The organism is Moritella sp. 28 (assembly GCF_018219435.1).
In the GTDB taxonomy this organism is placed as follows: domain Bacteria; phylum Pseudomonadota; class Gammaproteobacteria; order Enterobacterales; family Moritellaceae; genus Moritella.
The window spans coordinates 928188-940878 of record NZ_CP056121.1 but is presented as its reverse complement, the minus strand read 5'-3'; the positions used below and the strand labels follow the sequence as shown (position 1 = coordinate 940878).

The 12691-nt window shown below is 38.8% G+C and carries 9 protein-coding genes; 2 read left to right on the top strand and 7 right to left on the bottom strand.

From position 1 onward, the window contains the following. Nucleotides 1-112 precede the first annotated feature (112 nt). The gene (locus tag HWV02_RS04320) at nt 113-1549 is read left to right on the top strand and encodes a polysaccharide export protein (protein WP_211678607.1); all 1437 of its coding nucleotides are present in this window, start codon (nt 113-115) and stop codon (nt 1547-1549) included. On the opposite strand, the gene HWV02_RS04315 is transcribed toward HWV02_RS04320, so the two are convergent. From HWV02_RS04315 to HWV02_RS04285, 7 genes are all read right to left on the bottom strand, one after another. Then, complete coding sequence (locus HWV02_RS04315) at nt 1489-2457, bottom strand: hypothetical protein (RefSeq protein WP_211689794.1); 969 nt, start codon at nt 2455-2457, stop codon at nt 1489-1491. The genes HWV02_RS04320 and HWV02_RS04315 overlap by 61 nt on opposite strands. A gap of 418 nt (nt 2458-2875) precedes the next feature. Continuing rightward, nucleotides 2876-4321, bottom strand: coding sequence for a methyl-accepting chemotaxis protein (locus HWV02_RS04310; protein WP_211689793.1), 1446 nt, complete (start codon nt 4319-4321; stop codon nt 2876-2878). A gap of 114 nt (nt 4322-4435) precedes the next feature. Continuing rightward, nucleotides 4436-6034 carry an ABC transporter ATP-binding protein gene (locus tag HWV02_RS04305; protein ID WP_211689792.1) on the bottom strand — a complete coding sequence of 533 codons (1599 nt, stop codon included), beginning with the start codon at nt 6032-6034 and terminating at the stop codon, nt 4436-4438. After that, nucleotides 6034-7056 carry an ABC transporter permease gene (locus tag HWV02_RS04300; RefSeq protein ID WP_304610891.1) on the bottom strand — a complete coding sequence of 341 codons (1023 nt, stop codon included), beginning with the start codon at nt 7054-7056 and terminating at the stop codon, nt 6034-6036. The genes HWV02_RS04305 and HWV02_RS04300 overlap by 1 nt, the downstream gene beginning before the upstream one ends. Nucleotides 7057-7082: 26 nt before the next feature. Further along, entirely contained in the window at nt 7083-8174 is a 1092-nt protein-coding gene (locus HWV02_RS04295; RefSeq protein WP_211678602.1) for a microcin C ABC transporter permease YejB, read from the bottom strand. 4 nt (nt 8175-8178) lie between these two features. Next, the gene (locus HWV02_RS04290; RefSeq protein WP_211689790.1) at nt 8179-9993 is read right to left on the bottom strand and encodes an extracellular solute-binding protein; all 1815 of its coding nucleotides are present in this window, start codon (nt 9991-9993) and stop codon (nt 8179-8181) included. A 168-nt stretch (nt 9994-10161) separates the two neighbouring features. Then, a complete protein-coding gene (locus tag HWV02_RS04285; RefSeq protein WP_255550593.1) occupies nt 10162-12006 on the bottom strand; it encodes a bifunctional diguanylate cyclase/phosphodiesterase in 1845 nt (614 codons plus the stop codon). Nucleotides 12007-12257: 251 nt separating this feature from the next. Here HWV02_RS04285 and hpf point away from each other — a divergent pair, with 251 nt between their 5' ends. Beyond that, entirely contained in the window at nt 12258-12644 is a 387-nt protein-coding gene (gene hpf, locus HWV02_RS04280) for a ribosome hibernation-promoting factor, HPF/YfiA family (protein ID WP_211678599.1), read from the top strand. Nucleotides 12645-12691 lie beyond the last annotated feature (47 nt).

The following is a 12691-nucleotide window of genomic DNA, read 5'->3' as shown; positions in this document are numbered from 1 at the left end:
AACAATACCAACTTTGGTATTGTTACTATTTTAATTCTTATCGATGGCAATCACTTATGGCACTGTTTACAACATTATTAATTGCACCATATCAACTAATAGCAAGCAACAGATGAGTGCGTGGGCATGGTTATATCGATTTTATGATATTTTCTGGCGTAAACGAATTTACTTGCTGATCCCAATATTAACTATGCCCCTGATTGGCTATCAAGTTGGCCGTAGTATTCCAGATAGCTATCACTCTCATACCACCATTTTACTGCAAGAACGCAACCTGCTAAATCCGTTCTTAGCCGAATTATCACTGCCCCTTAATATTCAGTCTCGATTTAAAACCATTAATATTCTCGCTAAACGTAAGTCAGTATTATTAGAGGTAGCAAGCCAAGTTGGGTTAATTAAATCAAGTGATTCAACAGAACAGCAGCAAGCAATCGTTGAGAAAATAAAAGCGTCATTAACGCTATTTCTCACGGGGACAGACTTAGTCACTATTGAAATGGTATGGCCGGATCCACAACAATTAAGCGTGATACTCGACGTGGTCAGTAATCAATTTATTTTACGATTAACTAAGCCCAACCAAGATGTCGCATTAAACAGTAAAATTTTTCTTGCTGAGCAACTAAAGCAACAACATAAAGTATTATTACGAGCTGAAAAATCCCTTTTTGACTATAAATTTAAACATGCCGACATCATTCCTGAGTTATATGCTGCCAGAGAGTCGGAACAGATTCACATCACAAGTACGATGAAAGATAAAGAGCAAGCATTAGCCTTGCTACAATCTAAGTTAACGCTATTAACAAAGAAACTAATCCTAACCAATCCCGCAGCTCAGTTTATTGATAATAAAATGAGACAGCTCGAAACATTAAAAATCCAACAATTAGCACATTACACAAAACAACACTCGCAAGTTAAGTCAACAAACCGACAGATATCTCGTCTACAAGAGCAAAGACAAGAACTCCAATCTAAAATACAAAACCAGCAAGCGCTAGATTTACTGTTAAACCGTATTACGCGACTTACACATCAAGCATTAACAACCCAGGTAACACCGTTATTACTGAATGAACTAGATGATTATGAGTACTATAGAAACACCATCATGAAAATAAAGTTAGAATTGAAAACATTAGAAAAGCAGCATGCATATTTCCAAAAAAATCAAAATAAGTATTCAATTGTTGAACAAGAGTTACTACAATTACAACGTAATTTCACGACAACAAACACGTTTTATCAGAATCTACTCACGCGCTATGAAATGGTATCAATTAGTTATGATCTCAGCGAATTTGAGTCGACAAATACAGTTAAAATAATTACACCGCCTTTCATTCCCGAACAAACGATAAATTTATCCCTGCCAATTTATATTTTGTTGGGATTATTACTCGGAATAATACAGGGGATAGCGATTAGCTTAACCCTGTCGATAACGCAAGATACCTTATGGCATGAAAGTCGAATAGCTCACGTAACGGGTTTAAAAACCATTACACGTCTCCCTTTAATTTCATCATCAGGTCGATAAGTGATCTGTAAAATCGTTTTACCTTTTCCTAACGGATCTTCAGATATAACAATGTGTGGTATCGCCATATACTTAGGGCTATATCCTTCAAATGGTAATTTATCTTTCACCAAAAGAACAAAATTACCAAAACCTATACTTTCATAATCAGGATAATAAGACTGATAAAATTCAAGTACAGAAGCAGCACTTGCATCCACACTATAACTGGCTAATGGTAAACTTTCTATACGATTAAGATGCAAACCTTCTGGGACAAAATTTTGTAATGCTGCGCCGTCATAAACAGGTAAGAAATGGGGTGGTAATCGGAAGTTTTTATCTTTATTTTCCATTTTATCCTGTCTGTCTTTATCAACAGCATCCGTTTTTTTAGTCTGATGGTTCTCTAAAGACGCCTCATCCGAGCCCTGAAGAATGCCTTCGTTATACAGATCTAATAATGCCTGTTGAAATACCCGCTTAATGACGTCAAATATAATCACATCGGGCTGTTTAGCGGCAATAGCATCCATCTCAGTGGCGATAGTTTTAACCCGAGGTGAATTAACAAACTGCCTATAATGACGGAGATCATTACATTGACGACAAAAATTAGTCAGTAAATCCGCGGTGGTAATTGTAATCACATCTCCCTGTATATATTCAGGAAAGATAAATAAAGATTCGAGGTTCAAACCATTACTTGAAAAGAGTTCCAAATAATAGGCTTCAGTGCTATTCGCAATATCGCTGTTATTAAGGCATAACTGATTATTAACGATGGGCTGTGATAATATTTCATCCAGATAAATTGGTTTATTTTGTAAATAAGGTGACGTAAGTTTTACTAAAATAGCACAATTATTCGCTATCGCTAATGCCGGTAATAATGCTGTCATCATCACGATTATTTTAAGCAACTGCATTTGATATCCTTATCTTGCAATTATTTCAAACATGATCAAATTAGAGAAAACATCCATTTCAACTCTAAACTTATCGCTTTGTTAGTCGGTTTAATTTAACAGTAATTCACACTAATCTTAACGATCAAGGTCACTATATTAACAATCATTAAAAATAAACGCCTTAAAATGCATTATCAATAGTTGCATATTAAAATTAATACGCTATATTAAAATTAGAAAATCGAAACAGCCGACCACTTTATTGGTCAAGCAGGTGTGATACATCGTATTTGGCTTTTCAATGCCGGCGTGCTTGGTTATCTCACTCTAACTTAGGGTTAGCGCTTTAGAAAAACAGCATTCAGAATTACAAAAAAGCTCACTACTAGCAGTGAGCTTTTTTGTGTTTGTAGACTAATATCAATAACGAATATCGCTAATGACTGTTTACCATAGCAACAAGCCGTATAGACATACCGCTTAATTCATCACTGACTTGCAGCAGCTCAGCAATACTCTTATTCATCGCTTTTACGCTCAACTCATTCGTCTTAGTGACCAATGTTACTTTTTCACTTGCAGACAATACACCCGTAATATTTTCATTAGTATTCACAGCATTGCTTGTCACACATGTAATTTGACCACTCATATTAGTTACCGCATCAATAATTTCAGCGAATGTTTCAGCATTCGTTTCAACGGCTTCATAACCATTGTTTACATCGGATGAACTTTTTTCAATTAGCAGCTTAATTTCATTGGCTGATTCCGTACTGCGTTTTGATAGATTACGCACTTCATCTGCCACAACCGCAAATCCACGGCCAAGTTCGCCCGCTCTCGCGGCTTCAATCGCGGCATTGAGTGCAAGTAAATTAGTTTGATTTGCGATGTCGGTGATCACCATTATTGCCTTTTCAATCGCGTCATTACTCTCTTTAATATCAGACATAGAAGTAATCGTAGCAGTCATCGCCACCGAACTATTGTCAGCTTGATCTTCAACACGTTGCGAATCATTACTTACCGTTTGAATAATGTCACTGGCATCACCAACGAGTAATGCTGTATGCTGCAGTAATTCATTAATATGCCCAGTTGCTGATACTTGCTCTCCAACACCATCATCAATGTCTTTTGCGTATTTCGACATTTCTGTTAAATGGCTGGTTAAGTCATTTGATGTCTGTACCAATTGAATAACAGTCTCACTCACTTGATTAAATAATTGCTGTAATTCTTCACGACTTTGCTCCGCAGCATGAGAGGCTGATTCGGCCGCTTCAAGCGCCGTATTATTACTAGTAATGGCCTTGTCACGTAACTTACTGTTGTAGTGGTTAGCGAACCAAATAGCCAAAGGTGGTAAAAGCAAAGCAGAATAATGCTCAACCTTGGCATCTTTGGCCGATAAAACCAATTGTGGTAGTTCATAACCCGTATAATCCATCACCACCATCACCACATAAACGGAGAGCATGATCAGCGACCAGAAAAAACCTGATTTCGCATTAATTAATAAATAAGCAAAAATCGTCATAGCAGCAACCCACATAATTGAATGAGAAGCAGCCCCGCCAGTTTGAAACATCAGATTGGATAAATGAATCATGCCACCAAACAGCATGACGTTACCCGCAACAATAGGATTAACAGCCAGTTTAACTAAGCTAATACTACCTAAGAAGCCGATCAGCATAATAACCGACGTCGTCACGAGCGCTGCCACCTCTAAATTGTTCCATTTGATCGCGCTATAGCCACCAACAATCATCCCGACTAAAGCAAAGGTGATCACGCCCATGCTTTTAATTTTATCATCGTCAGTCTGTTGTTCACGCAGCAGAAACTGGTAAAAGTGGCTTAAAAATGATGACATCTATAATCCTTTATTTAAATAACATAGAGTATGGGCATGGAGCATTTAAGAAACTAACATGCTTCATACTCTAACGCCATTCTACTATTACTAAAGTGTTACATTTGAAGGCGTTTAGTTAAAATACATCGCTGCCGACAATAATGCTTGCGTATAAGCATGTTGCGGTTGATTGAAGACCGATTCTGTTTCACCTTCTTCAACAACCTTACCCGCTTTCAACACTAATATACGATGACTCACAGCCCGTACAACACTTAAATCATGGGTGATAAATATATAACTTAATTGATGCTGCTGCTGTAATTGACACAATAAATCTAAGATCTGTTTTTGTACCGTCCGATCTAATGCAGATGTAGGCTCATCTAAAATTAATATTTTTGGCTTTAGTACTAAGGCACGTGCGATAGCAATACGTTGACGTTGTCCTCCCGAAAATTGATGCGGATAACGCGCTAAGGCATCCGCAGGTAGCGCAACATCAACTAAGGCTTGCTTAACCGCTATTTCTATTTCAGCATCGCTGTGCTTACCCTGCACCTCTAAACCCTCACTGATAATCTGACGTACCGACATACGCGGGCTTAAGCTACCAAACGGATCTTGAAAGACGATTTGTAACGACTGACGATAAACGCGCATAGCGGTCAAATTTAGTCTTTGCAGATTAGTACCATTAAAATAAATATCTCCTTCACTCTCAATCAACCTCAATAAACCGAGTACCAAGGTGCTTTTACCAGAACCACTTTCCCCAACAATACCAAGCGTTTCACCTTCATTTAATTGCAACGAGACACCGTCAACGGCTTTAACATGATCGTAAGTACGCTGCCAAAGCCCTTTTTTTAGTGGAAACCAAACTTTGAAATCTTTGATCTGTAATAACGGTTTTGTAGATATCAACGTAGGCATGTCACGTTGTGGTTCAGCATCCAACAAGGTTTTGGTATAAGTATGCCGAGGGTCTGAAAAAATACGTTCAACAGCACCCGTCTCCACAATTCTCCCCTGTTTCATCACTGCCACGTCATCGGCCAAATGTTTAACGATATTCAGATCATGGGTGATCATTAATATTGCCATTCCCAATTTAGCTTGTAATGATTTTAGCAATTCCAAAATTTGTAATTGCACAGTAACATCGAGCGCGGTTGTCGGCTCATCTGCAATCAATAAATCTGGTTCATTCGCTAACGCCATGGCAATCATCACACGTTGACGCTGACCGCCCGATAATTCATGCGGATAAGCGTCTAATCGTTTTTTGGGTTCAGGTATCGCGACTAAATCGAGTAATTCAAGACAACGTAACTGGGCTGATTTTTTATTGAGTCCCTGATGTAAGAAGAGTATTTCTGATATCTGTTTTTCAATGGTATGCAAAGGATTAAGCGAGGTCATTGGTTCTTGGAAGATCATACTGGCCATATTACCACGTAGCGATTGCATCACAGCCCGGTCTTTGCCTATGACTTCTTTACCCATCAACTTAATACTGCCCGCGGGATAGCTCGCCGCAGGAAACGGTAATAACTGCAGAATAGATAATGCAGTCACTGATTTACCTGAACCACTTTCACCCACCAGCGCAAATGTTTTACCTTTCTCAATATTAAACGAGACGTGCTCAACGACTTGTTGTTGACCAAAACTAATCGATAAATCATTGACTTCAAGTACCAGCGGTTTCGCTTCAGCGTTATTCATCACGCTCCCTTACGAGGATCAAACGCATCACGCGCCGCCTCTCCAATAAAGACTAATAACACCAAAATTACCGACATAGACACAAACGCAGTAATCCCCAACCAAGGCGCTTGTAAATTATTTTTACCTTGCTTAATTAACTCACCTAACGAAGGTGACCCTACTTCTAAACCAAAACCAAGAAAATCTAACGAGGTTAATGTGGTCAATGCACCTGTGAAGATAAACGGCATAAAAGTCATCGTAGCCACCATGGCATTAGGCAGAATATGTTTAAACATAATCGCACGGTGAGATTGCCCCAGCGCTTTCGCTGCAATGACATATTCGAGATGACGACCACGTAAAAATTCGGCTCGAACCACATCTACCAATGCCATCCAGCTAAATAGCAGCATAATACCCAACAACCACCAAAAATTAGGTTGCACTAAACTGGCTAAAATAATTAACAAGAACAGCATAGGCAAGCCTGACCAGATCTCGATAAAACGCTGGCCATAAAGATCTATACGACCACCAAAGTAGCCTTGTGTCGCGCCCACGGCTACACCTATGATAGTGCTAAATATGGTCAGAGTAATCGCAAACAACACTGATATACGAAAGCCATAAATAAGGCGCGCTAATACATCACGACTTTGATCATCGGTGCCTAATAAATTTTGACTGTCCGGCGCAGATGGTGCGGGTACCGTTAAATTGTAATTAAACGTATCATAGCTAAACCGGATCAAAGGCCACCACATTTCTCCTTGTTCTAAAATAATCTCTTGAATATATTCATCACGATAATCTGCGGGAATATCGAGTTCACCACCAAATTCCAACTCGCTATAATTATATAAAATAGGTAAGTAATAACTTTCTTTATAGCGTACTAATAACGGCTTATCATTCGCAATAATATCGGCACATAAGCTCAATAAGAATAACCCACTGAACAACCATAGCGACCAATAACCACGTTTATTATGTTTAAAGGTTTGCCAACGATTTAGATTCATCGGATTTTGTTTAATGCGATGCCACGTTGCGATCCAGCCCATTATGATTGCGCCTCAAAATTAATTCGTGGGTCAATCAGCATATAAGTAACATCACTGATTAACTTAATAATCAGTCCCATTAGCGTAAAAATATACAAGGTACCAAACACCACCGGATAATCACGATTAATCACCGACTCAAAACCCAATAACCCAAGTCCATCTAACGAGAAAATAATTTCAATCATCAAGGATCCTGTAAAAAAAATACTGATCAGCGCTGCCGGTAATCCAGCTATAACTAATAACATCGCATTGCGAAATACATGTCCGTATAAGACCTTATTTTCGGTCAATCCTTTGGCTCTCGCCGTGACCACATATTGCTTATTAATTTCATCTAAAAATGTATTCTTGGTCAGCAAGGTTAAGGTCGCAAAACTGCTGATCACTGAGGCCACAATAGGTAAGGTTAAATGCCAGAAATAATCTTTAATTTGCTCGAAGGTCGTTAATTCATCGAAGTTAGCAGAAGTGAGCCCACGTAAAGGGAACCAATCAAAATAGCTGCCCCCCGCAAATACCACAATCAGTAATAGCGCAAACAAAAAGTTAGGTATCGCGAAACCAATCACCACTGCACTCGAACTCCACACATCAAATAATGAGCCGTGTGAGATGGCTTTCTTTATCCCCAAAGGTATCGAAATAAGATACACCAAGATCGTGGTCCACAAGCCTAATGAAATAGACACAGGTAACTTATCCAATACGAGATCAATAACAGAGCTATCGCGAAAAAAACTATCGCCAAAATCAAATCGTAAATAACTTTTAAGCATCAACCAATAGCGTTCATACAAAGGCTTATCAAATCCATATAACCGTTCTAACTCTTTTATATATTCAGGATCAATACCTTGTGCGCCACGATACTGATTACCACTATCATGATTTAAATTAACTTTCACTTCACCCTGACTATTACCGTCAACACGACTGGTTGCTGACGATTCTATTCCTTGTAATTTAGCTAACGACTGCTCAACAGGTCCACCCGGCGCCGCTTGGATGATAATAAAATTAAGAGTGATAATACCCAACAGTGTCGGGATCATTAACAAACAACGACGCAGTATATAGATCCACATTTACCTAGTTCCCTTTACTGCTAGCGCTGTCTTTTTGCCACCAGCTATCAATGGCTAAACCATACTTAGGTAACTGTGTCGGACGCTGTATTTGCTGCCAATATGCTACGCGGTAACTGCTAATGTGCCATTGTGGGATCACCAAATTTTTCCACAATAAAACCCGATCAAGCGCTTTCGTCGCAGTAATCAAACTGTCACGGTCAGCGGCATTAATTACCTTAGCCACCAACGCATCAACAACCGGATCTTGTAAGCCAATACGATTGAGCGTACCAGGTACATTGGCAAACTCGCTGCCCCACATACTTAACTGTTCATTACCTGGAGAGAGGCTTTGTGCTTGTATCAAGGTATAGATATCAAAATCAAAATTATTCAATCGATTCACATACTGCGACACATCAACAATACGGATCTCAGAGGCGACACCGATACGTTGTAAATTTTTACGAAATGGCTGAATAATACGTTCAAATGATGGGCTATAAACCAAAAACTCCAAACTTAATTGTTTACCGCTAGCATCCACCATTTTACCTGATTTCAACGTCCAGCCTGCTTGCTTTAACAAGCGAATAGCTTGACGTTGTTGCCTGCGTACACGACCATCGCCTTTGGTTTTATCCAGTGTATACATTTGGGTGAATAACTCTGTAGGTAATTGTGCTTTAAAAGGCGTCAGCAGGGCCAACTCGTCCCCTTCAGGGATACCCCTTGCTGCGAGTTCTGAATTACTAAAAAAACTATCCGAGCGCTTATACGCACCATAAAATAACGTTCTATTTGTCCATTCAAAATCAAACATTAAGCCTAATGCTTTACGTACATTGGGATCTTTAAATTTGTCTTTACGTAAATTAAACCAAAATGCCTGCATACCTTGTGGATTATGATGTTTGATCTCTTCCTTGATAATGTTACCAGAAGTAAATTGCTTACCTTGATAACCCGTAGCCCACTGTTTAGAGATATTCTCAGCTCTAAAATCAACGTCACCGGCTTTAAATGCTTCAAAAGCAATACTGCCATCTTTGTAATAATCAAAAATAATATGTTTAAAGTTATAACGGCCGCGATTTACGGGTAAGTCTTTCGCCCAATAATTATCATTACGTAGATATTCAATACTACGACCCGCATCAAATGCCTTCATCGTATAAGGCCCAGAACCGAGTGGTACATTAAATGTCGCTTTCGCAAAATCTTTACCTTGCCAGTCTTTCTCAGAAAACACAGGTAGTTTTGCCAATATTAAGGCTAACTCTTTATTCTTGCTGTCTTTTAAATTAAATTTAATAACGGATTTACTTTCGATTTCAACACTGGTGACGTCTTTGTATTGCGCGCGTAATTGCGGGACACCTTTCTCTATCAATATATCAAAGGTAAATTTCACATCCGCTGCGGTTAACTCAGACCCATCAGAAAATCGAGCCTTGGGGTTTAAATGAAAACGAACCCAACTACGATCTTCTGGCACTTCGATGTATTCAGCCACCAGACCATATAAAGTAAATGCTTCATCGCTGCTTTGCAGCATCAAGGTATCAAATAAATATCCGGTACCACTCCCCGAGACGCCTTTAACAATATAACCATTAAAGTTATCAAAACTGCCCATAGCAGCACGTCGTAACGTACCTTCGCGTGGCGCCGTTAAGTTAACATAATCGAAATGGGTAAAGTCTTTACCGTAAGCAGGCTCGCCATGCATTGCAATTGCAGAGCGTAGAGACGCGATCGTAACAGCGGTAGCGGCTTGAGTCGATAATGAAAAGATAAGAAATAATAATGCAGCACTAAACGATTTATTCATGGCTAGATCCCTTTGCCCGATAAAAGTAGTCATTCAATTTACTTACTAAAATAATAGCATTTAACTGTAACTAACAAGTATATAGATGCGAAAGAGACAAAAATGTTCACCTTATATCCATATTTATTACATTAGGGTTATAACCTACACGTTGTAAATGACACCAAGCTATCCTTGCAGGCGTCGAACATAAAGTGCAAGGTTTTCGCCAGTGAGTGGCTTACTCGCATAAAAACCTTGATAAAAACTGCATTGCTGGCGTTGTAAAAATTCAAGCTGCTGGCGGCTTTCAACCCCTTCAGCAGTCACATTAAAGCCCATGTGTTTTGCCATCGCCAATACGGCTTCCACAATCGCCATATCGGACACGTTATAAGGTATGCCTTGGATAAATGAGCGATCAATTTTCAGCTCATTCGCTGGCAAACGTTTTAAGTAACTTAACGACGAATAACCCACACCAAAATCATCCACAGCAAAGCTCACGCCAATATTTTTCAAATCGGTCATTTTACGGATAGCGTCTTCTGCATGTTCAATAACCACAGACTCGGTGATCTCTAAGTTGAGTTGCATCGGATCCATACCAGTCTCATCCAATACCGTCAATACTGAATCAACAAAGTTATTATCATGAAATTGTCGGGTGCTCACGTTCACAGATAATTGCGGTACATTAACGCCTTGTAATTGCCATTCAACAAATTGACCACACGCAGCCTGTAGTACCCATATACCGATATCAATAATAAGATCGGTTTCCTCGGCAATCGGAATAAATTCGGCAGGAGATATTTGCTGTTTACCGCCTAAATGCCAACGCACTAACGCTTCAACACCAATAATCTCGCCACTTTGCACCATATGTTGTGGTTGATAATGCAAAAACAATTCATTCTTATCAATCGCACTTTTCAGGCAATTGTAAATATGCAAACGCTTATCTGCTTTACGCTGCATTTTCACATCAAAGAAAGTGACATTTTTGCGGCCATTTGATTTAGCCTGATACATTGCCGTATCCGCTTGCTTTAACAAATCAGCTGTTTCTTGGTCTTTACTTGGAAATAGCGTTACACCAATACTGGCTCCGATATACAAAGCTTGCCCCTTATATAAATAAGGTTGGGAAATGCGCTCGATTAATTGCTCAGCGAATAGATTGGCGTGTTGTTCGGCATGCATTGGATTTTCAGACAAATCAGGTAACAAGATGACAAACTCATCCCCTCCTAAGCGAGAAATTAAATCTTGATCTCGTTGTATTTCTCTTAATCGCTGAGCTACTTCGACTAATATTTCATCTCCAACGGCATGACCTAGCGAATCATTAATGGCTTTAAAATAATCCAAATCAATAAATAATAATGCACCAATGACCTGATTATTGATTGCAGCTTCATAATGCATATCAATTTTTTGATTAAGTAAGCGACGATTAGCTAATCCTGTTAGCGCATCAAAAAAGGCTAAACTGTGGAATTGTAGTTGCGATTGACTCGCCGTTTCGACCGATAATGCACACTGTAATTCGTTATCCATTAACCGTAAATTACGTTGTACTAAAGTAGCAATCGATTGACAAAAAGAGGTGATTAACGTTGACGTACCATCGCGTACTTGCAAGCCTTTAAAATTAATTACACCAATTAATTCATCGCCTTTAAACAAGGGGGAAACCAAATCAACCAAACTAAATTCATCACCATTATCAATCACCTGGGTAACTATTAAGCCGTTATTAAGTTGTGAAGCCTCAGCGATAGTGAATCCTGTATCAAGGTCGAGTATTGATATATGGCGTGGTAATAATAGCATCACGCCAGCAAAAACGTCCGTAAATAAATGGATGTTTACATCGACAATGTTTAATGTTTTTTGAGTTTCCTTAACAAGGTTATCGACAAATAAAATAAACTCATCGTGACCACACCAATCTATGACACTTAACTGTAATAACACGTGGTCAAGATGTGTAGCATCTGCAACAAGCTCATCACGTAAAGTCGTCATATTACATTTATTAATCATAATATTGATATCAGTAATTATTTAATTTTATTGTCAATAGGACTAGGCATAATGCCTAAGCATGAAGTAGAAAACAACGAATTTAACATAAATGCTTATAAATGCTTAATACGTCACACTTTTAAGGGCTTTCAAAAACTAAATTATTAAATGTGATCCAGATCACTTTATTTAAACCTGAAAGTCGTATTCTGAAGTTGAACCAATTAAGGGTATTACACAAGGAGATGTCTATGACATTTGAAATAACCAGTAAAGAAATTAAAGTTACGGCTCCTATGCACGAAAAACTTGCGATGAAATATGCGAAGTTAGAACGCTTCAATATTCCAATGATTAATCCGCACGTAACGATTACGAAAGACAAGAATAACGTTAAAAAAATTGAGGCTAGCATTCATCTTCCTCAAGGCCAATTACTCGCAGTTTCTGAAGGAGAAGATCTTTACGCTGCTATTACGATTTTAGGCCAAAAGCTAGAGCGTCAATTAAATAAATACAGCGAGAAACACTCCGCGCATAAAAGCGGTAAAGAGCAGTGTCGCGCAGGTGTAATTAGCGGTGAAGAACTCCCTGTTGAAAAAATTTCTGACGATGAGTTAGAGCTCGCAGAATATTAGCACAAAGACCAAAATTTCCTGATTCTCTCTTTATTAGAGGAACAACA

What these genes read in the sequence shown, in the direction of transcription:
- hpf (WP_211678599.1), top strand. Translation starts at nt 12,258, where the DNA reads ATGACATTTGAAATAACCAGTAAAGAAATTAAAGTTACGGCTCCTATG.
- HWV02_RS04285 (WP_255550593.1), bottom strand. Translation starts at nt 12,006, where the DNA reads ATGACGACTTTACGTGATGAGCTTGTTGCAGATGCTACACATCTTGAC.
- HWV02_RS04295 (WP_211678602.1), bottom strand. Translation starts at nt 8,174, where the DNA reads ATGTGGATCTATATACTGCGTCGTTGTTTGTTAATGATCCCGACACTG.
- HWV02_RS04305 (WP_211689792.1), bottom strand. Translation starts at nt 6,034, where the DNA reads ATGAATAACGCTGAAGCGAAACCGCTGGTACTTGAAGTCAATGATTTA.
- HWV02_RS04310 (WP_211689793.1), bottom strand. Translation starts at nt 4,321, where the DNA reads ATGTCATCATTTTTAAGCCACTTTTACCAGTTTCTGCTGCGTGAACAA.
- HWV02_RS04320 (WP_211678607.1), top strand. Translation starts at nt 113, where the DNA reads ATGAGTGCGTGGGCATGGTTATATCGATTTTATGATATTTTCTGGCGT.
- HWV02_RS04290 (WP_211689790.1), bottom strand. Translation starts at nt 9,993, where the DNA reads ATGAATAAATCGTTTAGTGCTGCATTATTATTTCTTATCTTTTCATTA.
- HWV02_RS04315 (WP_211689794.1), bottom strand. Translation starts at nt 2,457, where the DNA reads ATGCAGTTGCTTAAAATAATCGTGATGATGACAGCATTATTACCGGCA.